Here is a 26,347-nt window from a genome sequence, read left to right on the forward strand (position 1 = left end):
CCCCGCGCCCGTTCGTTTTACCCGAAACACCGCATCCGCGGCGAGACACCACGCTGCATCGCGGTGTCTCGTCGCGGATGTGGTGTTCACCCTGGGATGCCGAGGGCGCGACGACCCCGCCGACGGAAGCGCGGGGAAGCGCGGGGGACGACAGAACCCCCCGCCCCATCAGGGGCGAGGGGTTCTGGCTGCGGGTCAGCGGCCGCCGCGGCGGTTGGTGCCGTTGGGGCGGACGACCGAGCCGACCATGAGCTTGCCGGTGCCGGCCGAGGAGGCGCGGCGGCCGGGCGTGCGCGGGTTGCCGGCGGGCTGAGCCGACCGGGTGTGACCGGCGCTCTGGTCGTGGCGCTGGTGCGCGGCCTTGTCGCGTGCCGTGGCGGCATCGCGGCGCGGCGCGCCGGTGCGCTGACCCGCGGCGGCGGGAGCGCCCTGGCCGGAGCCGCGGCGACGACGACCGCCGCCCGAACCCGAGCCACCCGAACCCGAGCCGCCCGAGCGGGTGCCGGCATCCGTGTCGCGTGCGTCACGAGCCGCGCGCTTGCGCTGCGCGTTCGCACCCTGGCTGGTGCCGCGCGGGGTCTCGGCGACCGGAACGGGCTTGACGTACGGTGCGACCTGGCCGACGAGCTCGACGACCTCGGGCGAGGAGGCCGTCACGGCGACGGGCTCGACCGAGATCGCGGCCTTGCGCAGCAGCTGCGACACGTCGCGCCGCTGCTCGGGGAGCACGAGGGTGACGACGGCGCCCTCGGCACCGGCGCGGGCGGTGCGGCCGGAGCGGTGCAGGTACGCCTTGTGCTCGGTCGGGGGGTCGACGTGGATGACGAGCTCGACGTCGTCGACGTGCACGCCGCGGGCGGCGACGTCCGTCGCGACGAGCACCTTGACGCTGCCCGCCGAGAACGCCGCGAGGTTGCGGTCGCGGGCGGCCTGCGACAGGTTGCCGTGCAGGTCGACGGCGGGGATGCCCTCGCCGGTCAGCTGCTTCGCGAGCTTCTTGGCCTGGTGCTTGGTGCGCATGAACAGGATGCGCCGGCCGGTGCCGGAGGCGAGCGCCTTGACGACGTCCTTCTTGGCGTCGGCGTCGGCCAGCGTGAAGACGTGGTGCGTCATCGCGGCGACGGGCGAGTGCGCCTCGTCGACGGAGTGCAGCACCTCGTTCTGCAGGAAGCGGTTCACGAGCTTGTCGACCCCGTTGTCGAGGGTCGCGCTGAACAGCAGCCGCTGGCCGCCGGCCGGCGTGGCGTTCAGGATGCGCGTGACGCCCGGCAGGAAGCCGAGGTCGGCCATGTGGTCCGCCTCGTCGATGACGGTCATCTCGACCGCGTCGAGGCGCACGAAGCCCTGCTTCATGAGGTCCTCGAGGCGACCAGGGCACGCCACGACGATGTCGACGCCGGCGTTGAGGGCGTTCACCTGGCGGTTCTGGTTCACGCCGCCGAAGATCGTGGTGGTCGTGAGGCCGTACGCCTTGGCGAGCGGGGCGAGGACCGCGTCGATCTGGGTCGCGAGCTCGCGCGTCGGCGCGAGCACGAGGCCGAGCGGGCGGCCCTTGCGGCGGTTGCCGCCGGCGAGCTTGCCGCCCAGGCGCGCGGCCATGGGGATCGAGAAGGCCAGGGTCTTGCCCGAGCCGGTCTTGCCGCGGCCGAGCACGTCGCGGCCGGAGAGGGTGTCGGGGAGCGTGTCGACCTGGATCGGGAACGCGGTGGTCTTGCCGTCGGCGGCCAGCGCGTCGACGAGGGGCTGCGGCACGCCGAGCGCGCCGAAGGAGGTTTCAGTCATGGATGGTTACATCTCCGGGCACAGTGGTGCCCTGTCGGTGGCCGGGGGCGGATCTCGCCCACGGGTCGCCGTACGAATGTCATCACCGGCATCGCGCGGGGCGCGGCGGCGGAAAGGAAGCGTTCTACGACGCGAGAAGCGCATCGGAGCGCTGCAAGGCTACCCACCCTACCAGTGCGCACCTGAGCGTTGCCCGCCGCCCGGAGGCAGGGCTATGCGGCGCCGGACTCGCGCGCGGGTTCCGTCGTGTCGATGCCGGGGGCGACGGATGCCTCGCCCGCGACCTCGTCCTCGACCGCGGCGTCGTCATGCTCGTCGCGCGGATCATCGCCCTCGACGGCGCCGTGCGCGTCGTGCGCGTCCGCGGCGAACCGGTCGGTGGCGGCGCGCAGGGCGGCGGCGATGCCGGGCTCGGACGCCGCGTGCGCGGCATCCGGAACCATCGTGAACTCGGCCTCGGGCCACGCGCGGTGAAGGTCCCACGCCGTCATCGCGGGCGTGCACAGGTCGTACCGGCCCTGCACGATCACGGCGGGGATGTGCCGGATGCGCTCGACGCCGGCGATGAGCTGGCCCTCGTCGAACCAGCCGCCGTGGAGGAAGTAGTGGTTCTCGATGCGTGCGAACGCGACGGCCGCGCGAGGCTCGGTCATCGACTCGATCAGTGCGGGATCGGGAAGAAGGGTGAGGTTCGCGGCCTCCCAGCGCGACCAGGCGATCGCGGCGGGCACGTGCACCTCGGGGTCCGGGTCGGTGAGGCGGCGGTGATAAGCCTGCATCATCTGCGACCGCTCGAGGATCGGGATGGGGGCGACGAAGTCCTCCCACAGATCCGGGACGATCGACGCGGCGCCACCCTCGTAGAACCACTCCAGCTCGTGGCGGCGCAGCGTGAAGATGCCGCGCAGCACGATCTCGCTGACCGCGCGCGGGTGCGCCTGGGTGTAGGCGAGAGCCAGCGCGCTGCCCCACGAGCCGCCGAAGACCTGCCACTTGGCGATGCCGAGGTTGCGGCGCAGCAGCTCGATGTCGGCCACGAGGTGCCACGTCGTGTTGTGCCGCAGGTCGGCGTGCGGGTCGCTCGCATGCGGAGTCGACCGGCCGCAGCCGCGCTGGTCGATGAGGATGATGCGGTAGCGCTCCGGGTCGAAGAAGCGACGGTGCCACGCGGATGCCCCGGCCCCCGGGCCGCCGTGCAGGAACACCACGGGCTTGCCGTCGGGGTTGCCGCACTGCTCGTAGTAGATGCGGTTCCCCTCGCCGGCGATCAGGGTGCCGGTGTCGTAGGGCTCGATGGCGGGGTAGAGGATCTCGTCGAGGTGCTCGTTCACAGACTTCCCCCGGCGACGCCGAAGGTGTCGCAGGCGGACGGACCGCTCTGGTAGCCCGTCTCGAACCACCGCTGCCGCTGCTCGCTGGACCCGTGGGTCCAGCTCTCGGGGTTCACCGTGCCGCCGGTTTCCTGCTGGATGTGGTCGTCGCCCACCGTCCCCGCGGCGTTGATCGCGTCGGCGATCTGCTGCTGCGTCGGCGCCTTCAGATACGGCACCCCGTTGTCGTCCTCCAGCTCGGTCATGTCGCCGACCCAGGCCCCGGCGAAGCAGTCGGCCTGCAGCTCGGTGCGCACGCCGTTGCTGTCGGGGCCCGTGCCGTTGTTCGGGTGCTGCTCCATGACGCCGGTGATGTACTGGACGTGATGCCCGTACTCGTGCGCGAGCACGTACAGCTGGGCGAGGTCGCCCGCGGAGGCGTCGAACTGCTGGCGCAGCAGGCCGAAGAAGGTCGGGTCGATGTAGACGGTCTCCTCGGGCGGGCAGTAGAACGGTCCGGTCTGGTTGGAGGCCGTGCCGCACTGCGTGCCGGTCTGCCCGTCGACGATGACGAGCTGGGGCGCCCGATAGCCCTGCACCTGCGTCTCCCAGTACTCGTCGAGCACGACGCTGCCCGCTGCGAGACGGCAGGCGTCGTCGCGGTTGGCGTCGGCCCCGGTCTCGCACTGCTGGATCTCGGACTCGGTGCCCGACCCCGTCTGCGGTGCGGGCACGAGGCCCGACAGGTCCTGCCCGGTGAACAGCTGGAACAGCAGCACCGCGATCGCGCCGATACCCGCGATGCCGCCGCCGGCGACCGCCGCCCCGGCTCCCCGACGCCTCGCCCGGTTCCCCCCGACGTTGGCGTTCTCATTGAACGTCATGGCAGTCACGGTACCCCGATGCACGCCTCCCGCCGAGGAGCCTCCCCGTATCCCCGCGAAAGGGTAAAATGCCGCGGGCATAGGCTCGAGCCATGACGAACACGCCCAGGACCGTGACCATCACCGGCGGCGGCGGACAGATCGGCTACGCCCTCATGTTCCGCATCGCCGCGGGCGACATGCTCGGCCCCGACGTGCCGATCCGCCTGCGCCTGCTCGAGATCCCGCAGGGGATGCGCTCGGCCGAGGGTGCGGCGCTCGAACTGCAGGACTGCGCGTTCCCGCTGCTGCGCGAGGTCGACATCGCCGACGATCCCCTCACCGCGTTCGACGGCACGCACATCGCGATGCTCGTGGGCGCCCGGCCCCGTTCGGCCGGCATGGAGCGCGGGGACCTCCTCGCGGCGAACGCCGGCATCTTCGGCCCCCAGGGGGCGGCGATCGGCGCGGTCGCCGACGACGACGTCCGGGTCGTCGTGGTGGGCAACCCCGCGAACACCAACGCGCTCATCGCGGCGGCATCCGCCGGCCCGGACGTGCCCGTGGAGCGCTTCAGCGCGCTCACCCGCCTCGACCACAACCGGGCCGTGGGTCAGCTCGCCGAGACGCTCCGGATCGGGGCCGGCGAGATCGAGGACGTCGCCATCTGGGGCAACCACTCGGCGACGCAGTTCCCCGACGTCTCGCACGCGACCGTGCCGCCGGCGGAGGGATCGGGAGGACGGACGCCGCTCCTCGAGGTGCTCGCCGAGCGCCTCGGCGGCCGCGACGCGGCGACGTCGTGGCTCGACGAGGTCTTCATCCCGCGCGTCGCCAAGCGCGGCGCGGAGATCATCGAGGTCCGCGGCTCGTCGTCGGTCGCGTCCGCCGCCAACGCCGCGATCGACCACGTGCGCGATGAGCAGCAGGGGACGCGCGGGGGCTGGACGTCGGCGGCCGTGGTCTCCCGCGGCGAGTACGGCGTGCCGGAGGGGATCGTGTGCTCGTTCCCGGTGACCTCGCGGGGGGACGGCTACGAGGTGGTGGAGGGGCTCGACCTCGACGAGCGCGCACGGGGCCGGCTCGCGGCATCCGTCGACGAACTGGTCGCCGAGCGCGACGCGGTGCGGGAGCTCGGCGCACTCTGACGCCCGGCGGCAGTCGCTGCGGCACGCGCTGGCCGAGCTCGACGCGGATCGGCTCAGCTTCGAGCTGCGGCTCGGGGACCAGGACTGACGCCGCCGGGTGAGACAATGGGGCGAGCGAAGGGGCCCCCATGACCGACACGACGAAGACGCCGGATGCCGCGCGCACGCACGCCGCCGCGACCGCGCAGTCCGTCGGCGCCGACACCGCGCCGCTGCACCTCCCCCACCCCGCCGCCGAGTGCCCGAAGTGCTTCACCGAGCTGCAGCAGGACCGCAACTGGTGGCTGGCCCAGCCCGCCGGCTCGCGCCTGGTGGGCCTGGTGATCTCCCGCGACGACATGCCCTCCGTCGTCGAGCAGCGCAACGATCTCACGCGTTTCGGTGTGCCGATCGAGGGCTTCCGCCACCCGGCCCCCGAGACCCTCGAGTCGTGGGAGGAGCGGCTGGTGCGCCTCTTCGGCACGCTCGTGCGGGGCGACGTGCTCGTCGTCGCCAACGTGCACGCGCTCGGCCGCGACATCGACGAGGAGACCCGCACGGTCGCCGAGCTCCACCGCCGCGGCGTGGTGGTCAAGGTCGTCAGCCATGGCGGACGCCACCTCTACGACGCGGGGCGCTGAGCCGACGCTGCGGCGCGCCGCTTGCGGGATCGCCGGGCGGGCGGATCAGGCGTCGTCGTCCGCGTTCCCGCTCACGCCGTTGCGCGAGTCCTCGCGCTCGATGTCGAGCAGCGGGAGGTCGTCGCGGGTGACGAGGCGCGCGGCGATCGCGTGCTCGACGAGGCGCACCCGGCGGTTGGTGGCGTAGGAGCGCACCCCGCCGCGCATGCCGGGCACGCCGATCTTGTCGAGCTTGTCGCACACGTTGTCGAGCTTGCGGTTGAAGCGGGTCAGCGTCCAGCCCAGGCGCTCGGCTGCCTGCGCCGAGGTGGGCAGCTCGCTCATGCCCGTCCCGTCGCGTCGCAGCACCGGCTCGGCGAGAGCCAGGATCATGACGCGCTGACTGTGGGTGAGCGGCACCTCGCCGATGGTGCTGAGGCCCTCGTCGTCGGCCGGGGGCTGCGACTCGCGGAACGTCGGCTCCGACGCGTGGATCGTGAGCTCGTACGTCGTCGGACCGGCGCTGAAGATGACGGATGTCGCGGCGAAGACGAGCGGGAGGCGCGCACCGGGTGCGAGCCAGGCCTGCACCCGCCCACCGGAGTCGGTGACGGTGGCCGACAGCCGCGATCCGACGTTCGACAGCAGCCACAGGCCGTCGACGTTCTGGATCGTGAGGAAGTTGCGATGCAGGAAGAGGTTGTCGTCGATGGCGAGGTCGCCCTCGCGGCCCACCGTGAACACCGTGTCGGGCTCGACCGAGAACTCCTCGCCGGCGAACTCGACGGTGAGCGCGTCGGCTTCCGCGACGGTCATGGCGTGCACCCCCTGGTCTTCTCGGGATCCTGCTGCTGCGTGCCGTTGGCGCGGACGAGCGTGACGTCGACGCAGGTCTGAGCCGATGCGGCGGCGGGCACGGTGATCTCAGCGGTCTCGACCGTCTCGACGACGGGCGTGCTGTCGGCGAGGTCGACGATCTCGACGATGTAGAAGTCGCCGTCCTGCGGATCGGCGTTGGTCCACGTGAATCTCACGCCGCCCTCGACCGGCGTGCCCGTGACCTGCTCGACCGGCGGGACGATCGCCGCGATCGGGTCCTGCGGGCGCGACGAGGCCGTCGGCTCGCTCGTGGACGGGCCCGTCCCGGAGAGCATGCCGGGAAGCGAGACCGCCACGATCACCGCGACGATGACGAGGGCGACGGCGCCGAGCCCGATCCACAGCCCGGTGCGCGGACGCCGGGGCGCGGCATCCGTGCCCGTCACCTCCTCCGGCGCGGCGACGGTCTCGAACGCGGTCGGCGCCGGCACGGGGACGGATGCCGCGGGCGGTGCCGCCGGTGCCCGCAGGATCGTCTCGTCGGGAAGCGCCTCCCCCGGGCTCCGGCGGCGGACGGTCTGCTCGATGGCCGCCGCGGGCGTCGCGCGCAGCACCGTCTCGGTGTCGATCGCAGCCGGTTCGAACACCGGGGCGTATCCGGCGCTCGGCGCCGTCTTCGCCGAGGGGCGGGTCGCCCCCGCGGCGGGCGCGGTCTCGGGGCTGATGCTGACGACGCCGCGCACCCGCGTCAGTCCGTCGTCCTCGTCGGCCTCGATGTCTTCGGGAAGCTGGTCGTCGAGTATGTCGATCGGCGTCACCGAGTGCGACAGCTCGATCTGGACGGTCTGCAGAGCGCGGGCGAAGGCGAGCGCGCTCTCGTGCCGATCGGCCGGGTTCTTGGCCATCGCCCGCTCGAGCGCGCGCTGCAGCGACGCCGGTACATCAGCGCGGCCGAGGGCGGGCAGCGGCTGGGACTCGATGCGATGGATGAGCTCGGCGGCGCCGTTGCGCTGACCGGGCAGCTCGAACGGCGAGCGGCCGGCGAGCAGGGTGTACACGGTGGCCCCGAGCGCCCAGACGTCCGAACGCGGATCGCTGCGGGGTACGTCCGCGAACGACTCCGGCGGCGACCACGGGATGGACAGTCCCGCCGATTCGGCGGCGGCGCTCGTCGTCGAGGCGATGCCGAAGTCGGTCAGCGCCGGCCGGTTGTACTCCGTCACCAGGATGTTGGCCGGCTTGATGTCGCGGTGGAGCACCCCCGCGCGGTGTGCGGTCTCGACCGCCGCCGCGACCTGCACCCCGACCCGCAGCGACTCCGCGATCGAGAACGCCTCCCGCCGGTACCGCACCTGGAGGTTGGGCCGCGGGCAGTACTCCATGACGAGGTACGGCCGGCCGTCGCCGGCCACGCCCGCCTGGTAGATCGTGACGATCGCCGGGTGGGTCGAGAGCATCGCCATGACGTTTGCCTCGGCGGTGAACTCCTCGACCGACCCGCTGGACATGCGCTCGGTGAGCAGCACCTTGACCGCGACGCGCCGCTTCGGCAGCTGCTGCTCGTACAGGTACACGTCGGCGAAGCCGCCGGAGCCGAGCAGGTCGACGTACGTGAAGCCGGGGAGGTCCGGCGGCGCCATGGGCGCGCGCTTGGCGCTCACGACGGCGCCTCGATGTGGACCGTCACGCCGTCGCCGAGGTCGAGCACGTCGCCCGGGACGACGACGGTCCCCTCGCCCGGGTGCAGCCGCACCGGATCGGCGCCGGACCGCAGCAGCGTCGTGCCGTTGGTCGTGCGCAGGTCGGTCGCGACGATGCTCTCGCCCTCGACCCGCAGCTCGACGTGGCTGCGGGAGATGTCCTGCTGCGGGCTGTCGACGGCGACGAGGTGCGGCAGGTCGGTGCCGCTGACGCGAGTCGAGCGCGGACGGCGGCCGATGACGACGGTGCGGTCGAGCGCGACGACCTGGCCGGTCGAGAGCCGCACGCGGCCGGGCGCGGGCGGACGGGGCGGGGCCAGCGGCGCCGGGGCCGAATCGGCCGGGAGAGCGGATGCCGCGCCCGCCGCGTCCTCGGACGCACCGGCGCGCAGCGCCCGCGCCTGGGCGAGGGAGATGGTGGCGCCGTCGTGGTCGCCGATCACGGTCGCAGGGACGCCCGGGACGGGGGCCGGGATGCCCGGCACGGGCGCGGGGACGCCGGGTATGCCCGCGGTGGCGTCGCGGGGCGAACCCTGCTCGTCGAGGGGTCGCAGCACGGTGGCGCCGACCTCGGCGTCGAAGCCCGCGGCGTCGTCCGAGTCATCAGGCTGGGCGCCGGCGGTGTCCGGTGCACCGGGGGGCACCGCGACGGGGTGCAGCGCGGAGTCGAAGGGCAGCAGCGTCTCGGCGTCCGCCACCGACGGCACGGAGCTCGAGTCGATCAGCATGCCCGACGCTGCCGCGACAGCGGGGGGCGCGGCGCGCCGCGGGCCCGGAGCCGGCGCGGCGGGCTCCTCCTCGCCGTCGGGGCTCGGCTCGGCCGGATCGTCCTGGCCCTCGGGCTCGCCAGGGCGGGCGGGAGCGGGCACGTCGGCGGCAAGCCGAGGCTCGTCGGCGGGAGCGGGCGCGGCGGTGGGAGCCGGCGCCTCGGTGGGGGCCGGCGCGTCGGCGGGGGCCGGCGCGTCGGCGGGGGCCGGCGCGTCGGCGGCCGCGGCCGCGACGGAGCGCACGGGCGCGGCATCCCAGACGATGGTTCCGGCGAGAACGATGCCGTCGGCGATCTCGAACTCGGCGGGCGCGGCATCCGGCTCGGACGAGGTGAGCGTGACGCGCTGGACCGCGGGGATCACGCGCTCGGTCCACGTCGTGACACCGGCGCCCGACACGCGCTCGGCCGCTCCCGCGGCCACCTCGAACGCGAAGTCGCCGCGCACGGCGACGCGGACGCTCTCGCCCTCCACGAGCGCGACGGCGAAGCCGGGGATGGCGGTGAGCGAGGCGCCGTACGCGCCCGTGAGCGCCTCGATGACGCCGCCGAGGCCGCGCCCGTCGGCGAGGAGCGACCGGATCCGCCCGAGCAGCGCCGCCGAGGCGCCCGCTTCGAGCGCGGCGAACCCGCGCGTCGTGACGGCGACCGGCGTGGCGCCGGGTGCGTACAGCGTCGGCATCAGAGACCTCCTGTGACCGCTGCGCGCGGCAGCGTGTCTCCGTCGATGTCGACGACGGGAGCGGTGGGGGCGCTCACCGGCACCGTATCGTGTTCGACCGACCGGTTCGCGCGGCTGCGCACCGAGAGCGCATCGACGACGATGGCCGTGATGTTGTCGCGCCCGCCGCGCACCATGGCCTCGTGCACGAGCCGCGTGGCCGCCGCCTGCGGATCGGGCTCGGCGAGGAGGATGCCGTGGATCGCGTCCTTCTCGAGCTCGCCCGAGAGCCCGTCGGAGCAGACCAGGATACGGTCGCCGTCTTCGGCGGGGATCAGCCAGTAGTCCGGATCGGCGTCGCTGCCGGCGCCGATCGCGCGCGTGATGACGTTGCGACGCGCATCGCGCTGCGCGGCGTCGGCGGCGAGCTCGCCGCTGTCCACGAGCTCCTGCACGACCGAGTGGTCCACGCTCACCTGCTCGAGCCGGCCGTCGCTGAGGCGGTAGGTGCGCGAGTCGCCCAGGTTGACCGCCAGCCAGTACCCCTCGCCGTCGACGTCGGCGACGACCACGCCGGCCAGCGTGGTGCCGGCGCCCGCGCCCCCGCCCGCCGGAAGCGCGGCGACGCGGCGGCGAGCGGTCGCCACGGCGGTGTGGACGTCGTCGATGGCGAGGCTCTCGCGGCCCACGAGCGCGGCGAACTCGTGGATCACCGTCGCGCTGGCGATCTCGCCCGCGTTGTGTCCGCCCATGCCGTCGGCGACGAGGAACAGCGGGGCGGCGGCGAGGTACGAGTCCTCGTTGATCCGCCGTCGCAGCCCGGGATCGGTCGCCGCCCCGAAGGCCAGCGTGATCGGGGTCGCCGCGGCGGTCATCGGCCTGCTCCCACCGTGACGCGGCGATCGCCGAGCTCGAGGCTGTCACCCGCACGGAGGGACGTGGGCAGGCCCGGCACGAGCGGGATGCGGCTGCCGTCGCGCACGAGCGTGGTGCCGTTCGTCGAATGACGGTCGGCGATCCACGCGCCTGCGACGTCGCCGCCGATCTCGAAATGCGTCTTCGACAGGGACAGCGTCTCGTCGCGCACCGCGATCGCGACGGCGCCCTGCTCGGACGCGGGGTTGCGGCCGTACAGCGTCCGGCCGTAGACGGCCATCCGCGTGCCGTCGTCCCACGTGAGGACCGCGATCACGGGGGCATCGGCGTACAGGGCGGCGCGCTGCGCGGGCGGCGGCACGGCCGCGCGGGTGGCGTCCACGTCGTCGGCGGGTGCCCACGCCAGCATGGTCGTACCCGCGGCCGCCATGGCCGGCTGCGGCGCGGGGCGCGCGTCGGTCGTCACCGCCGGTGAGAGCCGGCGTGGGACGGCCGCGCCGAACGGCTCTGTGGTCGTCGCGGCGGGGAACGGCGTCGTGACGCTCGGGAACGCGTCGACGGGCTCCGCACGCGTGGCCGGCTCCGCGGGCGCCGCCTCGTCGCCGCGAAACAGCCACGACAGATCGGCGACCGGCCCGGTCGGCTGATGGGCGGTGGACAGCGGGGGCGCCGCGGGGCGGTCGGCGGTCGCCGACGGCCACGCCGGCGCAGCGGACGCGGTGGCGGGCGGCCATCCCGGCACGGCGGACGCGGACGGCCATCCCGGCGTGGCGGACGCGGTCGCCGGCGGCCAGGCGGGCGAGGCCGTCGCGGTGCAGTCCGCGAGCAGTGGGCTCGCCGGCGCCGGTATCGGCAGCGCGGGTGCCGGCGGGACGGGGCTCGGGATGCCGGCGGCCGCCGGCGCTCCGGTCGGCCGGCGGGAGGCGGCCGAGCCGACGGCGCGGGCTGCGCGCACGTCGACGACGACCGCGCCGGAGGCCATGTCGTGCCAACCCTGCCGGCGCGCAGACGCGTCGAACAGCGGAGTGAAGTAGCCGACGACGATCGATGCGGCCAGCCCGAAGACGATGTTGCGCCACACGGCGCGCCAGAAGCCGATCGGCTCCCCCGACCCCGCGTCCGCCAGCCGCAGGCCGAGCAGACGCTGTCCGATGGAGCCGTGCCCGCCCTGCATCCCGGAGTAGACCAGCCACCACCCGAGGAGCAGCAGAACCAGGCCCGACCAGGCGAACAGCATGACCGCCGCGAGCTCGTCGGGCTGCAGGGCGCGTGCGAGGGCGACCGTGACACCGGCCACGATGCCGACGATCACGCCGGCGACGAGATACGCGAGGGCGATGTCGATCGCGAACGCCCCGACGCGGCGTCCGATGGTGCCCGAGGGGGCGTCGCCGGGCGGACTCACGGTCATTCGGACTCCTGTGCGGGGCGGGCGGAGTGCTCCGATGCACCCCGCGACTTGTCGGCACGGCGGCGGGATGCGCGCGTCGACGGCCTGTCGGCGGCGGTCGCCGTCGGGTCGTCCGCCGTCGCGGCCGCCGGCCCGGAGGATGCCGCCGCCTCCGGCGGACGCGACGCGGTGCGCGGCACCCGCGCAGGCAGCTCGAACCGCGTGCCCTCCAGGAGCGAGCGGACGCTGAGCCGCGCCCGCAGGCGCTGCCACAGCGATCTTCCGCTGCCCATGCCGCCGACGATCTCGTCGACCTGCGTCCAGAACGCCTCGATGTCATCGGGCGTCGGCTCGACCGGGCCGAACACCTGGGCATCGGCCCGCGTGGCGAGCGTCGCCACGCGCGGCTCCGCCAGCGCCGCCGTGAGCACGCCCGCGTCCTCTTGACGGGTCGATCCGGCGCGCACCGGAGCGCCGTAGTCGGACGCCCTGTCGACGAGCTCGTCCCAGCCGCCCGAGATGCGGTCCGCGGCGCGAGCGGCCTCGCGGCGCTGACGGCGGCGGGCAGCCTTCAGCGCACCGATGACGATGAACGGGGCGAGCAGCACGGCGAGGATGCCGAGCACGCCGACGCCGATGGTGACGATGGTCCACAGCAGCGCCGCATCGAACCCGTTCTCGTCCTCGGACCCGCGGTCGTCGGCGACGGTGGGCGGCAGGTCCACCTGCTCCTGCGGCGGAGGCGGCGGCTGCAGCACCTGCGGCTTGGGGTCGGCCTTGGGCTTGGTCGTCTGATCGCTCGGGACCTGATCCTCGGGCGGGGTCGGATCGAACGGCACCCAGCCGGCGTCCTCGAACGCGACCTCGACCCAGGCGTGCAGGGTGTCGCCGGTGGCCGTGAAGGAGCTCTCCGCCGCCTCGTCCTCCGCGGGGTAGAAGCCCATGACGACCCGCGCGGGGATGCCGAGCTGACCGGCCAGCAGCGCCATCGCCGTCGCATACTGCTCATCGTCGCCGACCATCTGCTGCGATCCCAGGAGCGTCTGGATGCGCTCGGCGCCGTGGCCCGCCCGCGAGAGAGGCTGGCCCGCGAGGCCGTGGCTGAAGTAGCCGCCCTCCGAGAGCATCTGCTGAAGTGCGCGGGCCTGCTCGACGGGCGTCTCGGCCTCTGCGACGGCCTCCGCCGCGATCTCGGCGAGGGACTCGGGCACGCCCTCCTGCTTGGGCATCTTCAGCGGCGCGAAGGACTGGTCGCCCAGCTGCTCGTCGCTCGGGACCTCGGGAATGACGGCCTGGAGGGTGTACTCGTCGCCCTCTTGCAGACCGGCGGTCACCACACCGGTCGTGGTCGACTCGTTGTAGTGCGCGGTGCGGCGGAGGTCGTCGGCACGGTCGCCGTCGAACGTGACGCTGCGGACGGCGCCGGCCTCCGGCATCCACACCCCCTCCAGCGCGCCGATCTCGACGTGGACCGTCGCCGGCGTGCCCTCGGCGTCGGCGGACATGTTCGTGCGAGCAGGCGTGAACGCGCTGGAGGTGCCGGTGCCCGAGTCGGACACGTTGTAGACGGTGCCGTTGTAGGCGTCCATGGTCGCCAGGCGCACGCGCGCACCTTCCGGCAGACCGCGCGCGGTGAAGAGCGCCTCGTCGGGGTGGTCGCGCACGTACGCGCGGAACGACTGCAGGGGACTCGGGAACTCGCGGATGTCGAACGGCGGGATCACGACGTCGCGCAGCACGTACCGGGGGGAGGAGGGTGCGGCGAAAGCGCTGGTGGCCACGCCGACGAGCGCGGCGATCGCGATCACCGCCGCTCCCATCAGCAGCCGGCGGACGCCGGCGCCGCGCGCTGCCGAGCCCTCGCCCACCGAGATCGCCGCCGTCTGGGGCTGCCACGCCTGACGCACGGCGAGCCACGCCACGGCCACCAGGCCGAAGACGATGCCCTGTACGACCGGCACGATGGGCTCGGAGGTGCCCAGCGCGATCTCGATCGCGAGGAAGGCGGCGGCCGGGATGAGCGCCCACGCGGCGCTGCGCAGGCGCAGCGCCAGCGATGCCGTCAGGACTGCGGCGACGAGCGCCAGGAGGAACGGCACGATGAGGTGTCCGCCGTCGGTCGCCACGGGTGCGACCGTGGTCAGCAGCTGCTTCCACGACATGAACGTGCCGAGCCCGAGGAGGCGGATCGTCTCCAGGGTGGGGATGACGCCGGCGACGGTGGTGTGCGGCAGGGCGAGGGCGCCGCCGAACAGGAAGTACACCACGACGGTCGCGGCCGCGATGAGCAGGATGCCCCACCGCAAGGCGCGGCCCAGCACCGCCAGCGACATGCCGAGGACGAGTCCGCCCAGCGCCGCCACAAGGTACAGCGGACTGTCGAAGGTCGGCTGGAACCCGATGATCGGCACCAGCAGGAGGGCGAGCACCGCCCCGAGGTCGAGCACCCAGCGGCGCACCGGGAGCGCCTCGGCCTCCGGCCGCGCGGTTCGCGACGCCGGCGCGGCGACCGGTGCGGCGACCGGCTCCGGGCGCTCCGCGCGGGAGCGGCGGGGGCGCAGGGGCGCGGGGGCGGTCATGCGAGCACCTTCCGCAGCGCGTTCGGCAGCTGCTCGAGCGCTCCGAGCGTCACGACGTCCGCATCGCCGATGCGGCGCAGTGTCGGCGATGCCGCGGCGGAGGCCGCCACGACGGCGAGCGCACGCGCACCGAACGGCAGGCGACTGCACGCGGTGCGCAGGTCGCCGGTGTCGACCCGGCTGCCGCATACCAGCACGACGACGCTCGCCAGCGGCAGCGTCGCGGCGACCGACCCGGCGAGCTCGACGATGCCGCCGGCCCGGGGCTTGGACTTCTCCAGCGCCGAGAGCGAGTCGAGGAACTGCTTGCCCGTTCCGGACGGCAGCGCGCGCTCCTGCACCCGCACCTCGACGCGGTGGGAGTCGCGGAGGGCACGCAGGCCCAGCGACCCGGCTGCCGAGATCGCGAGCTCGAACTCCTCGTCGTCGCGGTAGTCGGCGGGGCTCGTGGACAGGCCGATGACGAAGTGCGAGCGACGGGTCTCCTCGTACTGGCGGACCATCATGCGGCCGGTGCGCGCCGTCGACTTCCAGTGCACGTGGCGCAGATCGTCGCCGGGCTGGTACTCGCGCAGGGCGTGGAACGAGACGTCGTCGGGCGAGAGATCGGTGGCGGGAAGCCCCTCGAGGTCGCGGAGGAAACCCAGCGACTGGCCGTCGAAGAGCACGGTCCGCGGATGGACGAAGAGGTCGACGGGCTCGTCGCGGCGGTGCACGCGCTCGAACAGCCCGAGCGGATCGCCGCGCACGACGCTGACCGGACCGACCTTCACCACCGCCCGGCGGGAGGTGGGGATGGCGAAGAGCTCCTCGGCGGACTGGCCGGCTGCGAGCCGGTCGACGTCGAACACGCCACGGCCGTTGCCCACGGGCAGCAGCACGCGCGACGGCAGGATCGCGCGGGACCCCGTGTTGGCGAGCGTCAGCGCCCCCACAGCGCGCTCCCCGACGACGACCCGCGTGCGGTTGAGGTCGAGCGACACGTCGTACGCGGTGCGACCGATGAGGAACAGCAGGCACAGCACGAGCACGGCGGCGACCACGACGGCCGCCACGGTCAGCTCCCACCATCCGAGCGCCTGCCCCGCGATCCACAGTGCGACGGCGCCGGCGATCAGCACCCAGGCGGCGGGGCGCACGACCCCGAAGACGCGGCCGAGCGCCGCACCGGCGGGCCGCAGCACCGCGAGCGCCAGCTCGCCGTACTGCGCCCGCCGATCCTCCGCGGCCGTCGCCTGCCCGAGTGCCTCCGTCGCCATCAGGCCGCGGACCTCGCCTGCGGCGCGGCGACGGCGTCGAGCACGCGCGCGACGACCGCCTCGGCCGTCGTGCCGGCGAACTCGGCCTCGGGGTCGAGCACGATGCGGTGGGTCCACACCGGAGCCACGAGCGCCTTGATGTCATCGGGCAGCACGAAGTGGCGGCCCTGCGCCGCGGCGTACACCTTGGCGACGCGGATCATCGCCAGCGAGCCGCGCACCGAGACGCCCAGGCGCGTGGCCGGGTCGTTGCGGGTGGCCTCGGCGAGCTGCGCGGTGTACCGGAGCACGGCGGGGTCGACGTGCACCGTGCCGGCGAGGTCGGCCATGTCGGCGACGGCGCCCGTGGTGATGATCGCCGGCAGGTGCGCCGACGGGTTGCGGTCGGCCGCACCGGCGAGGATGCGCTCGGCCACCGCGAGGTCGGGGTACCCGATCGAGGTCTTCACGAGGAAGCGGTCGAGCTGCGCCTCGGGGAGCTTGTAGGTGCCCGCCTGCTCGATGGGGTTCTGCGTCGCGATGACCAGGAAGGGGCGGCCCACATCGTGCGCGACGCCGTCGACCGTGACCCGCGACTCCTCCATGACCTCCAGCAGCGCCGACTGGGTCTTCGGCGACGCGCGGTTGATCTCGTCCGCGAGGACGATCGACGCGAAGACCGGACCACGGTGGAACTCGAAGCGGTGCGAGGCCTGGTCGTAGATCGTGACGCCCGTCACGTCCGAGGGGAGCAGGTCGGGCGTGAACTGGATGCGGCTGCTCGTGCCCTGCACGGTGGCGGCCAGCGCCTTCGCAAGGCTCGTCTTGCCGGTGCCCGGGGCATCCTCGAGCAGCACGTGGCCCTCGGCGAGCATCGCCGAGAGCACCAGTCCCACGACCTCGCGCTTGCCCATCAGGGCCTGGTCGACGTTGTCGACCAGGCGTGAGAAGGTGCCCTGGAACCAGGCCGCCTGTTCGGGGGTCATCGTCATGTTCGTCTCGTTCTCTCGTTGCGTGAAGTGGTGATGGCGGATGCCGCGGCTAGTACCAGTTCATCGGCGCGGCGTCGCCCCAGCCCACGATGGTCACCCAGACGCGGGCGCCGGGGTAGCCGTGGTAGCAGTTCGCGCGGGCCCGGCCGTTCTCCGGCACCCACGTCGTGCTGCCGCCACCCCACGAGCTGTTGCCGTCGTTGCAGCGCAGCGCGTAGTTGCCGGCCGGGAAGTTCGTCACGTCGACAGCCATATAGGCGCACGATGCCGACCCGCAGTCGCTCCAGCTCCCCGACGCGCCCTTGACCGTCTGCGCGGTCGGCCGCGGACGATCGACGGTGGTGGCGGCATCCGAGACGACGTTGCTCCACTGGCCTTCGGCGTCCTGCGCGCGGGCGTCGATCGTGTGGCGCTCGCTGTAGCCGTAATTGTTCGTGCGCGAGCCGTTGTTCGCCACGTTCTGCCAGCCGCCGCCGTCGATGCGGATCTGCATCTGCGTGATCTTGCGACCGTTCTCGGCGGGTGCGCTCCATTGGAACGTGATGCTCGTGCCGTCGCGCGTCGCCGAGACACCGGGGTTGCGCACCGGTCCGTACGGGACCGCTCCGTTCGACTGCGCCGAGGGGTCGCCGTTGTAGCGCACGCCGTCCATCGCGGTGTACGCCCGCAGACGCACGGTGTACGTCGTGCCGTTGCTGACGCCGCCGATCGTGCGGCCGCTGAACGCCTGCCATCCACCGCCGTTGAGCGAGTACTCGTACTGCAGTTCACCGGCGTTCGCGCCGTTTCCGGGAGCGGGCGTGAACGTCACGTCGATGGTGCTGTCGCCGCGCGGGGTCGTCGCCTGCACGTTCGTCGGGGCGCCCGGCACGCCGAAGGCGCGGCGCGGAGCGGAGGACGCGCCCCACTCGCCCCAGCCGGCCTTGTTCGAGGCGCGGACGCGGAACGTGTAGTCCGTCGTCGAGGTGGTGACGTTGACGGCCTGGCGGGTCTGCGAACCGGGGATGCCGGTGATCGTCCGCACGACGGACGAGCCCTGCATCACCTGCAGCTCGTAGCCCGAGATGGCATCGCCGTTGTCGGCGGGCGGGTTCCACACGACCTCGAGCTGCGCCTGGTCGCCGACCGGGTCGAGGCGGTTGACCGAGGGCGCACCGGGCGCGTCGGGCGCGCGGGCCGGGATCTCGCTCACCGACCACGGGCTCCAGCTCGACGGCTCGGGCGCGCGGTTGTGCGCCTGCACGCGCACCTGGTACGCGACGCCGTTCTGCAGTCCGTCCCACACCAGCGAGTTGCCGACGACGTCGGTCTTCTGGCTGATCCCCGACGGCGGAGCCGGCGAGATCTCGAGCGAGTACTTCTCGACCGGCGAACCGGGCGTGGTGGGGGTGACCCACGAGACAGTGAGGCTCTGGTCGCCGAACTGCAGCGCGGGGGCCGCCGGGGTGTCGGGCCGTGCGTCGGGACGCGCGGTCTCGGACGGTGCCGACAGGTCGGACGGGCCGACGCGGTTCTCGGCGACGACGACGAAGTTGTACTCGACGTTGTTGGTCAGGCCGTCGAGCGTGCACGTCGTCGCGAGGCACTCCTTCTCGTAGTTTCCTGCGGTGGAGCTCACGAGGTAGCGCTCGATCTCGGCGCCGTTGTTCGCCGGCGGCGTCCACGACAGCACGACGGTGCGATCCTGCACGCTCGAGACGACCGGGGTCCCCGGTGCGTCGGGCTTGCCCTGCACCGTCAGGCGGATGCGCCCCTCGACCTCGCGGTCGGGGTCGCCGGTCGCATCCTGCACGCGGTAGCGGACGACCATCGTGCCGAAGAACTCGGCGTCGGGAGTGACCCGGACCTCACTGCCCGACACCTCCGCGTCGCCCTGGCCGGTCTCCATGACCGCCGTGGTGATCTTCAGGGGCGTCTCGGGGAATGGGTTGACGTCGTTGCCGAGCACGGGCACCGAGACGGTCTTGCCCTGGTGCGCCTCGTCGACGATGTCGTCGTTCGCGGTCGGCAGCTCGCGCGTCGATGCGATGACACGCACGCTGACGGAGCCCTCGATGGGATCGGTCGTGCCGTCGGTGATGCGCAGCTCGATCGTCGCGGCGGTTCCCTTCTTGGTGTCGGCCGCCGCGCTCACGCGCAGCTCGCCCCGTTCGATCTGCGCCGACATGCCGCTCGGCGACCCGCCGACGATCTCGAACCGCAGCTTGTCGGCGTCCTCGGGGTCGGGGTCGGTCGTGAGGCCCGCGAGGTCGAGCACCGCCGCGTCCTCGCCGGGCGCGACGTCCATCTGCCCGTTGACGAACGTCGGCTGCTGGTTCTCGGGCGGCAGCACCGTGATCGGCAGCGTCAGCGTCGCCTTGCGGCCCTCGGGGTCGTCGGGACCCGATCCGTCGGTCACCTCGAAGGTGATCGCGTCGGGGCCGAAGTAGCCCGCGGAGGAGGTGTAGACGAGCGTCGTCTGGTCCTTCACCAGAGACGAGCCGTCGCTGTGGGCCGCGGTGACCTTCGCCGCCTCGGTGATGATGACGGGGCCCCCGCCTGCGGCGCGCACGTGCTCGTCCAGCGAGAGCTCGACCGTCTCGCCGCTCTTGACCTCGACCGGCTTCACGCTCACGAGCGTGGGCGGCAGCGACGACAGCGCGGGGATGTGGATGAAGGCGGATGCCTCGTTCCCGTCGCGGTCGGTGATGGTGTAGCCGGCGAGGCGACCGCGGTCGCCGAGCGTGATGCGCACGGTGCCGTCCGAGAGGACGCGCGAGTCAGCGTCGTCGACGGTGAGCTCGAGGTCGTCCACCGTGCCGTCCGGATCCTCGTCGTTCGCGAGCACTTCGAGGTCGACGACGCCGTCCTCGACGTCGGCGGCGCGGACGTAGTCGTCCCGCGCGATCGGCCGCTGCAGCGGGACGTCCTCGGCGACGGTGATCTGCAGCACCGCCTTCGACTCGGCGCCGCGCGCGTCGCGGATCGTGTACTGGAGCGACGTCTCCACCGGTTCGGAGGGCGATGTGACGACCACCCGGTTGCCGTCCACCTTCGCCTTGAGACCCGAGACGTCGGGGAGGATCAGGCCGTCGCGGACGAGGCCGAACTCATCGCCGTCCGGGTCGGAGTCGTTCGCGAGCACGGGCACGGCGACGGCGCGCCCCGGACGCATCACGACGGCGTCCTTGACGGCGTACGGCGCCTGGTTGACGCCCTCTGGCGGGGCGATGCCGACGCGGATGGACGCTGTGGCCTCGGCGCCGAGGCGGTCGCGCACGCGGTAGGTGAAGGTGTCGACCCCCGCGGTCTCGTCGAACGCCTCGTAGATGAGGTAGTCCGAGCCGGTCTCGACGACGCGGCCCTTGCCGGGCGACGACGCCAGGCCCATGAGCTCGACGGAGTCGCCGTCGGAGTCGATGCCGTCCAGCGGCACGGCGATACGGACGCGGCTGCCGCCGAGCACGCGGGCCGTCAGGTCGCGCGGGCGCGGGGCGGCGTTGGTGTCGGCGTCCACCGGCAGCACCTGGATGGTGATGTAGCCGGCGTCCTTCTGACCCGTGCTGTCCACCGCCTCGTACGTGGCGTACACCGTGCCCGGCTCGTCCGAGGCGCGGAAGCGGACGGTGTCCTGCGAGACGAAGATCTCGCCGTCCTCGGGCTCGACCAGGGGCGGGACGAGGTCGGGCGCGACATGGATGGTGTCGCCGTTGGGGTGGTAGTCGTTGTCGAGCACGGGGATCGTCACGACGTCGCCGGCGCGCACCACGACCTGGTCGTCGTTGGCCACGGGCGGTCGCAGCTGCGACGGCGCCGGGATCGGGATGACGATGACGTCGCCCTCGGCGGACTTGGATCCGTTGGAGATGCGGTACGAGATCCGCACCTGCTCCGAGAGCGCAGCCTGGTCGCTGATGCGGAGCGTCTCGTGATTGAGCACAGCCACCGCGATGCCTGAGTTCGGCTCGACCGTCACGGACTGCACGACGAGGATGCCGCCGGAGGGGTCGGAGTCGTTCGTGAGCACGTTCACGAGCACCTCCCCGCCGCTCGGCAGAAGGGCGACGTCGCGCACCGCGACGGGCGGGAGGTCGGTCTCGCCCTCGGCAAGCACGTCGACGCGCACGATGCCCGGCACGCCCGCGGCGCCCGCCGCGACCATGTACTGCACGTAGTAGGTGCCCGGAGCCGAGGAGCGGAAGGTGAAGGTCTTGTTGGCGTAGTCCGGAACGATGTCGGCGCCCGACACCGGATCGACCCGGGCGAGGCGCAGCGGCTCGCGGCCGGCGCCGACGTCGTTGGCCAGCGGCGCGACGGTCGCGGTCTGCCCCGCGCGCACGGCGATGTAGTCGGCGTTGGTGACCGGGTCGATCGACCCGACCGGTCGCACGTCGAAGCGGATGATGCCCACGGCGACGTCGGAGCCGTCGGACACCGTGATCTCGACGTCCTTGCGACCCTGCGTGCCGCCGACCGCACGATAGGTGATGCGGCCGTCGGACGTGTAGTCGGCCTCGTCCCCTTCGGCGGGGGTGACCGAGCCGAGGAAGATGTCGTCGCCGTCGGGGTCGATCCAGTCGGGCAGCACGTTGTAGGTGATCGTGCCGCCGGCCTCGACGGCCACCGTCGTGACCCGCTTCTGCTCGGGAGCCGCGTTGACGTCCCAGCCGCGCACCGCGAGGGAGACCCGCGCGGTGTCGGTGCCGCCGCGGCCGTCCGAGACCTCGTAGGTGAAGGATGCCGACCCGGAGGCGTCCTCGGGTACGGCGATCTGCAGCGAACGGCCGTTGTCGATCGACTGCACCTCACCGACCGAGGGACCGCCCTCCAGCACCCGCGCGGTAAGCACGTCGCCGTCGGGGTCGCTGTCGTTGTCCATGATGGGCAGGATCGTGGTGCGCCCGGGTCGCACGCCGAGGTCGTCGTCGTTCGCGTCGGGCGGGGTGTTGACCTCGGACCGCTCCGGCAGGACCGTCTCGGTGGTCTCCTCGGTCGTCTGCTCGGTGTCTTCGGTCTCGCCCTCGGGCGGGGTGATCTCGTCCCAGTTGTCGACGCGCTGCATGTCTTCCGCGGCCATCCAGGTGGCGCCGCCGATGATGTCGTTGAGCACCACGACGTCGCGGTTGACGCGGAACTTCAGCAGGGACGTCGGCTCGACGCCCTCGATGTCGACGGCGAGGTCGTCCGCCTCACCCGCGCAGTCGCGCACGAAGCGGCCGGAACCCGTCCATGCCGCGTAGCCGCAGCCCTCGAGCCACACCGGCTCCGCGGGCGCGCCCTCGCCGCCCGCGGGGATCGCGGTCGGCTCCGAGCCGTCGAGGGGCACGCGAAGGAACGCGGACTCGGTCGACAGCGAGACGGCGTCCGCCGCGGCGGACGGCTGCTGCAGCACGGCGCTGCGACCGCCCTCGACGAGGGTCTCGCGACCGTCCACGATGACCGTGCCGGTCGCCGCGTCGAGCACCACGGGCTTGTCGGCGACGGCCGTGACCGTCAGCTCCGCCTTCTCGTCGATGCCGGGAAGGCCGGTCCGCACCGGCTCCTCCGGGGTGTCGTCGGTCCCCAGGCGGATGGTGATGAGCTCGGCGGTCTCGGAGGATGCCGCGTAGACGACGCCGTCCACGCCGACCGCGACGTCCGCTCCCTTGCCGGCATTGGCGACGGGGTCGGAGCCCTCGATCTGGAAGGTGCCCGCGCCCTCCACGGGGAGCGCCCAGATGTCTCCTGACGCGCGGTCGAGGATGGCGACGGTAGACCCGCCCAGGGCGACCTCGGCGTCGCCCGGCAGGCTTGCGGCCCCCGCGAGGGCGACCATGCCGGGGTCGATCACGCTGACGGCGGAGTTCGCCCTGTCGACGAGGAGCACGTCCGAGCCGGACTGCAGGATGTCGTAGTCGTCGCTCGTGGTGCGCAGCCCGCCGTCCAGCACCTGCGACTCGTGGTTGAAGTGGCCGACCATGAGGCTCGACTGCTTCGTGACCCAGACACCGCCGTCGTGGAGGTCGACCTCGGTGGTGGGAACGCCCTGGTAGACGAAGGCGAGGGTGGTCAGCGTGACCGCGGCGGCCGTGACGGCGCCTGCGGACGCGAATGCGCGCGGGCGCGCACGAAGCCATGCGAAAGACCTCATCGAACCTCGGCCTCCTCCGGGGTGTCGTGCGTCTTTACGTGGCGTCGGGACCCGACGTGGGGCATCGGGCGCTCACACAGAAGACCTGGGGACGATTCAGCCTAACCCGGGCCACCACGGGGATGGGACGGGCAGTGCCATCGTGTCGATGCTAATCGCCCAGGTCAGAGGCTAACGATGGGGACAATCACCCACCCTCCGGCGGACTCAGCGTACGGCGGCGACGTACTCGCGCAGATGGTGGGCGGTGAGGGTGTCCGCGGACGCGACGAGGTCGGCGGGCGTCCCTTCGAACACGATCGCGCCGCCGTCGTGCCCGGCACCAGGGCCGAGATCGATGATCCAGTCCGCGTGGGCCATCACCGCCTGGTGGTGCTCGATGACGATGACGCTGTTGCCGGCCTCGACGAGGCGGTCGAGCATCCCGAGCATGTTCTCGACGTCGGCCAGGTGCAGGCCCGTCGTCGGCTCGTCGAGCACGTAGATCGCGCCCTTCTTCGCCATCGAGATGGCGAGCTTGAGCCGCTGCCGCTCGCCGCCCGACAGCGTGTTGAGCGCCTGCCCGAGGGTGAGGTAGCCGAGCCCCACGTCGATCATGCGGGTCAGGGTGGTGTGGGCGGGACCCTTGGAGAAGAAGACGGATGCCTCCGCCGCCGACATCGCCAGCACCTCGGCGATGTTCTTCCCGTCGAGGGTGAACTCCAGCACCTCGTCGCTGAAGCCGGTGCCGTCGCACAGCTCGCACAGCGTCTCGACCGTCTGGGTGAACCCGAGGTTGGTGATGATGACGCCGAGACCCCGGCACGCCGGGCAGGCGCCTTCGGAGTTCGCGCTGAACAGGGCGGGCTTGACGCCGTTGGCCTTGGCGAAGGCCGAGCGGATCGTGTCGAGGATGCCGGTGTAGGTCGCCGGACTCGACCGTCGGTTGCCCTTGATGGGCGACTGGTCGACGACCACGACGTCGTCGAACGCCGGGACGTTGCCGTGGATGAGCGACGACTTGCCCGACCCGGCGACCCCCGTGACGACCGTCAGGATGCCGAGCGGGATGTCGACGTCGACGTCCTTCAGGTTGTGCTGGGTCGCCCCCCGGATCTCGAGCGCGCCCTTCGCCGGCCGGGTCGTCGCCTTCAGGCGCGCGCGGTCGTCGAGGTGGCGCCCGGTGATGGTGCCCGAGGCGCGCAGACCGGCGACGTCGCCCTCGTACTGCACCTCGCCGCCCGCGCGGCCGGCTCCGGGGCCGAGGTCGACGACGTGGTCGGCGATCTCGATGACCTCGGGCTTGTGCTCCACGACCAGGACGGTGTTCCCCTTGTCGCGCAGCTGCTGCAGCAGACGGTTCATCCGGGCGATGTCGTGGGGGTGCAGTCCCGCGGTGGGCTCGTCGAAGACGTAGCTGATGTCGGTGAGAGGCGAGCCCAGGTGCCGGATCATCTTGGTGCGCTGTGCCTCGCCGCCCGACAGCGTGCCCGACGCGCGGTCCAGCGAGAGATAGCCGAGGCCGATGTCGATGAACGAGGCGATGGTCTGGCGCAGTCCCGCCATGAGCGGGGCGACCGACGGATCGTCGACCGTGTCGAGCCACGTCGCCAGATCGGTGATCTGCATGGCCGCGGCATCCGCGATGCTGGTCCCGTCGATCTTCGACGAGCGGGCGCCCTCGTTGAGCCGGGTGCCTCCGCAGCCGGGGCACGGCATGAACTTCACGGCGCGATCCACGAACGCGCGGATGTGCGGCTGCAGCGAGTCGCGGTCCTTCTGCAGCATCGACTTGGTGATCTTGGGCACCAGGCCCTCGTAGGTCATGTTGATGCCGGCGATCTTGACCTTCGTCGGCTCCTTGTGGAGGAAGTCGGCGAGCTCCTGCTCGGTGTAGTCCTGGATCGGCTTGGCGGGGTCGACGAACCCGGACTCGGTGAACCCCTTCACCATCCACCCGTCGACGCTGTAGCCCGGGATCTTCAGGGCCCCGTCGGCGAGCGACTTCGTCTTGTCGTAGAGCTCGTCCAGGTCGACGTCGCTGACCTCGCCCAGGCCCTCGCAGCGCGGGCACATGCCGCCCGTGATCTCGAATGACCGGCGCTCCTTGACCTTCTTGCCGCCCTTCTCGAGGGTGATGGCACCGGCGCCCGACACGGACGGGATGTTGAACGAGAAGGCCTGCGGCGAGCCGACGTGCGGCACGCCGATGCGGCTGAACAGCAGGCGCAGCATCGCGTGCGCGTCCGTCGCGGTGCCCACCGTCGAGCGGGCGTTGGAGCCCATGCGCTCCTGGTCGACGATGATCGCCGGGCTGACGTTCTCGAGCGCGTCGACCTCGGGTCGGCTCAGCTGTCCCATGAACTGCTGCACGAAGGTCGGATACGTCTCGTTGATGAGGCGCTGCGACTCGCTCGCGATGGTGCCGAAGACGAGCGAGGACTTGCCCGAGCCGCTGACGCCGGTGAAGACGGTGAGCCGCCGCTTGGGGATCTCGACCGACACGTTCTTGAGGTTGTTCTCTCGCGCGCCGACCACCCGGATGACCTCATGCGAGTCAGCGATATGGGATGCCATGCGCACGAGTATGCCGGGCGACCCGGACACCCCGCTTCCTCGATCCTGCTCGGTCCCGGGTCGCCACCGGGTTCGGGGCGCGTCGCGACCGTTCGGGGCGCGCGGCGTGCGCCCCGAATGCGCGGCATGCGCCCCGAACCCGGAAAGGACGGGAGACGGATGCCGCGGCTCAGGTGGCCGCGCCCTGGCCCCTCTTCCGGGTTTGGGGCGCGTCGCGACCGTTCGGGGCGCGCTGCGTGCGCCCGAACGTCCGGGGTGCGCCCCAAACCCGGGAGAACGGGCGCCCGGACGCCCGGTCGGCTACGGGATCGGGAAGAGCACCGTCGCCCCTGACGGGACCGCCGACGTGACGATGCGGGTGTCGAAGGTGGCCAGCAGCGCGTCGTTCGAGGCCGCGAGGTGCAGCAGGTAGGTGTCGGTCACCTGCGAGCTGGCCAGCAGCCGCTCGGTGTGGACGGAGCTGTCGAGCAGGCTGACGGTGTCGGGGAGGAACGCATGGTCCTCTCGCGCGGCGAGGCTCGCGAGGCTGGCCAGCACGACCGGCGCCGGCTGGCTGTTGGAGTACTTCGGGTGGCTCACGACCCGGACGACGCCGTTCTGCACCAGCGGGCAGGTGTGCCACGGCGCGCCGCCGCGCGACGCGAACCAGCGGTGCGCGCGCTCGTGGTGCACGTGCAGGGGGTCGATGAGCGCGATCACCGCGTTCACGTCGAGCAGGTGGCGGGTCACGCGGAGTCGTCCCGCAGCTCGTTGACGTCGTCCAGGGTGGCGCGTCCCGCCCCGGGCGGCGTGGGCAGCAGCACGATGCCGTTGCGGGTGCCGCCGTGGCGCTGCCGCTCGGTCAGCGTCGCCCGGGCCAGCTGCGACACGGCCTCGCCGAGCGTGATGCCCCGCGCGTCCGCGAATTGCTTCGCCGCGGCGAGCACGTCGTCGTCGATCGTGAGAGTGGTGCGCATGCA

17 protein-coding genes are annotated in these 26,347 nt (G+C 72.7%); 2 read left to right on the plus strand and 15 right to left on the minus strand.

The features are described from left to right. Positions 1-195 precede the first annotated feature (195 nt). The 3 genes from ACZBH1_RS05285 to ypfJ form a co-directional block, all read right to left on the minus strand. Entirely contained in the window at positions 196-1,782 is a 1,587-nt protein-coding gene (locus tag ACZBH1_RS05285) for a DEAD/DEAH box helicase (RefSeq protein WP_463645730.1), read from the minus strand. 212 nt (positions 1,783-1,994) lie between these two features. Continuing rightward, a complete protein-coding gene (pip, locus tag ACZBH1_RS05290) occupies positions 1,995-3,113 on the minus strand; it encodes a prolyl aminopeptidase (RefSeq protein WP_463645731.1) in 1,119 nt (372 codons plus the stop codon). Then, positions 3,110-3,976 (minus strand): KPN_02809 family neutral zinc metallopeptidase, encoded by an 867-nt coding sequence (ypfJ, locus tag ACZBH1_RS05295; protein WP_452323886.1) that lies wholly within the window; start codon positions 3,974-3,976, stop codon positions 3,110-3,112. The genes pip and ypfJ overlap by 4 nt, the downstream gene beginning before the upstream one ends. A 92-nt stretch (positions 3,977-4,068) precedes the next feature. Here ypfJ and ACZBH1_RS05300 point away from each other — a divergent pair, with 92 nt between their 5' ends. Both ACZBH1_RS05300 and ACZBH1_RS05305 read left to right on the plus strand, forming a co-directional pair. Continuing rightward, complete coding sequence (locus ACZBH1_RS05300; protein WP_463645732.1) at positions 4,069-5,103, plus strand: malate dehydrogenase; 1,035 nt, start codon at positions 4,069-4,071, stop codon at positions 5,101-5,103. Positions 5,104-5,231: 128 nt separating this feature from the next. After that, positions 5,232-5,723, plus strand: a complete 492-nt coding sequence (locus ACZBH1_RS05305; protein ID WP_336393841.1) for a recombinase family protein — start codon at positions 5,232-5,234, stop codon at positions 5,721-5,723. A 45-nt stretch (positions 5,724-5,768) separates the two neighbouring features. Here ACZBH1_RS05305 and ACZBH1_RS05310 read toward each other — a convergent pair whose 3' ends face one another. The 12 genes from ACZBH1_RS05310 to ACZBH1_RS05365 all read right to left on the minus strand — a co-directional run bounded on the left by ACZBH1_RS05310 (position 5,769) and on the right by ACZBH1_RS05365 (position 26,344). Then, a complete protein-coding gene (locus tag ACZBH1_RS05310) occupies positions 5,769-6,518 on the minus strand; it encodes a hypothetical protein (RefSeq protein ID WP_336393842.1) in 750 nt (249 codons plus the stop codon). Then, positions 6,515-8,182: a serine/threonine-protein kinase gene (locus tag ACZBH1_RS05315; RefSeq protein WP_463645733.1), complete on the minus strand. Its 1,668-nt coding sequence runs from the start codon at positions 8,180-8,182 to the stop codon at positions 6,515-6,517. Before ACZBH1_RS05315 ends, ACZBH1_RS05310 begins: the two co-directional genes overlap by 4 nt. Next, complete coding sequence (locus ACZBH1_RS05320) at positions 8,179-9,669, minus strand: FHA domain-containing protein (protein WP_463645734.1); 1,491 nt, start codon at positions 9,667-9,669, stop codon at positions 8,179-8,181. The genes ACZBH1_RS05315 and ACZBH1_RS05320 overlap by 4 nt, the downstream gene beginning before the upstream one ends. Further along, positions 9,669-10,523, minus strand: coding sequence for a PP2C family protein-serine/threonine phosphatase (locus ACZBH1_RS05325; RefSeq protein ID WP_336393845.1), 855 nt, complete (start codon positions 10,521-10,523; stop codon positions 9,669-9,671). The genes ACZBH1_RS05320 and ACZBH1_RS05325 overlap by 1 nt, the downstream gene beginning before the upstream one ends. Continuing rightward, positions 10,520-11,935: an RDD family protein gene (locus ACZBH1_RS05330; RefSeq protein WP_463645735.1), complete on the minus strand. Its 1,416-nt coding sequence runs from the start codon at positions 11,933-11,935 to the stop codon at positions 10,520-10,522. The genes ACZBH1_RS05325 and ACZBH1_RS05330 overlap by 4 nt, the downstream gene beginning before the upstream one ends. Beyond that, positions 11,932-14,493, minus strand: coding sequence for a transglutaminase-like domain-containing protein (locus tag ACZBH1_RS05335; RefSeq protein WP_463645736.1), 2,562 nt, complete (start codon positions 14,491-14,493; stop codon positions 11,932-11,934). Before ACZBH1_RS05335 ends, ACZBH1_RS05330 begins: the two co-directional genes overlap by 4 nt. Continuing rightward, positions 14,490-15,752, minus strand: a complete 1,263-nt coding sequence (locus ACZBH1_RS05340) for a DUF58 domain-containing protein (RefSeq protein ID WP_463645737.1) — start codon at positions 15,750-15,752, stop codon at positions 14,490-14,492. The genes ACZBH1_RS05335 and ACZBH1_RS05340 overlap by 4 nt, the downstream gene beginning before the upstream one ends. Further along, positions 15,752-16,723, minus strand: a complete 972-nt coding sequence (locus tag ACZBH1_RS05345) for an AAA family ATPase (protein WP_336393849.1) — start codon at positions 16,721-16,723, stop codon at positions 15,752-15,754. The genes ACZBH1_RS05340 and ACZBH1_RS05345 overlap by 1 nt, the downstream gene beginning before the upstream one ends. Positions 16,724-16,772: 49 nt before the next feature. Continuing rightward, positions 16,773-22,832: an Ig-like domain-containing protein gene (locus ACZBH1_RS05350; protein ID WP_463645738.1), complete on the minus strand. Its 6,060-nt coding sequence runs from the start codon at positions 22,830-22,832 to the stop codon at positions 16,773-16,775. A gap of 207 nt (positions 22,833-23,039) precedes the next feature. Continuing rightward, positions 23,040-25,388: an ATP-binding cassette domain-containing protein gene (locus ACZBH1_RS05355; protein WP_378879628.1), complete on the minus strand. Its 2,349-nt coding sequence runs from the start codon at positions 25,386-25,388 to the stop codon at positions 23,040-23,042. Between the two features lie 300 nt (positions 25,389-25,688). Next, on the minus strand, positions 25,689-26,117 hold the full coding sequence (locus ACZBH1_RS05360) for a TA system VapC family ribonuclease toxin (protein WP_336393852.1): 429 nt from the start codon (positions 26,115-26,117) through the stop codon (positions 25,689-25,691). After that, a complete protein-coding gene (locus ACZBH1_RS05365) occupies positions 26,114-26,344 on the minus strand; it encodes a hypothetical protein (protein ID WP_336393853.1) in 231 nt (76 codons plus the stop codon). Before ACZBH1_RS05365 ends, ACZBH1_RS05360 begins: the two co-directional genes overlap by 4 nt. Positions 26,345-26,347 lie beyond the last annotated feature (3 nt).

Source organism: Microbacterium sp. ZXT2-5, from assembly GCF_055329545.1.

Excerpts from the sequence above, each read along its gene's own strand:
- ACZBH1_RS05285 (WP_463645730.1), bottom strand. The coding sequence starts at position 1,782 with ATGACTGAAACCTCCTTCGGCGCGCTCGGCGTGCCGCAGCCCCTCGTC.
- ypfJ (WP_452323886.1), bottom strand. The coding sequence starts at position 3,976 with ATGACGTTCAATGAGAACGCCAACGTCGGGGGGAACCGGGCGAGGCGT.
- ACZBH1_RS05300 (WP_463645732.1), top strand. The coding sequence starts at position 4,069 with ATGACGAACACGCCCAGGACCGTGACCATCACCGGCGGCGGCGGACAG.
- ACZBH1_RS05305 (WP_336393841.1), top strand. The coding sequence starts at position 5,232 with ATGACCGACACGACGAAGACGCCGGATGCCGCGCGCACGCACGCCGCC.
- ACZBH1_RS05310 (WP_336393842.1), bottom strand. The coding sequence starts at position 6,518 with ATGACCGTCGCGGAAGCCGACGCGCTCACCGTCGAGTTCGCCGGCGAG.
- ACZBH1_RS05320 (WP_463645734.1), bottom strand. The coding sequence starts at position 9,669 with ATGCCGACGCTGTACGCACCCGGCGCCACGCCGGTCGCCGTCACGACG.
- ACZBH1_RS05325 (WP_336393845.1), bottom strand. The coding sequence starts at position 10,523 with ATGACCGCCGCGGCGACCCCGATCACGCTGGCCTTCGGGGCGGCGACC.
- ACZBH1_RS05330 (WP_463645735.1), bottom strand. The coding sequence starts at position 11,935 with ATGACCGTGAGTCCGCCCGGCGACGCCCCCTCGGGCACCATCGGACGC.
- ACZBH1_RS05335 (WP_463645736.1), bottom strand. The coding sequence starts at position 14,493 with ATGACCGCCCCCGCGCCCCTGCGCCCCCGCCGCTCCCGCGCGGAGCGC.
- ACZBH1_RS05340 (WP_463645737.1), bottom strand. The coding sequence starts at position 15,752 with ATGGCGACGGAGGCACTCGGGCAGGCGACGGCCGCGGAGGATCGGCGG.
- ACZBH1_RS05345 (WP_336393849.1), bottom strand. The coding sequence starts at position 16,723 with ATGACGATGACCCCCGAACAGGCGGCCTGGTTCCAGGGCACCTTCTCA.
- ACZBH1_RS05350 (WP_463645738.1), bottom strand. The coding sequence starts at position 22,832 with ATGAGGTCTTTCGCATGGCTTCGTGCGCGCCCGCGCGCATTCGCGTCC.
- ACZBH1_RS05355 (WP_378879628.1), bottom strand. The coding sequence starts at position 25,388 with ATGGCATCCCATATCGCTGACTCGCATGAGGTCATCCGGGTGGTCGGC.
- ACZBH1_RS05365 (WP_336393853.1), bottom strand. The coding sequence starts at position 26,344 with ATGCGCACCACTCTCACGATCGACGACGACGTGCTCGCCGCGGCGAAG.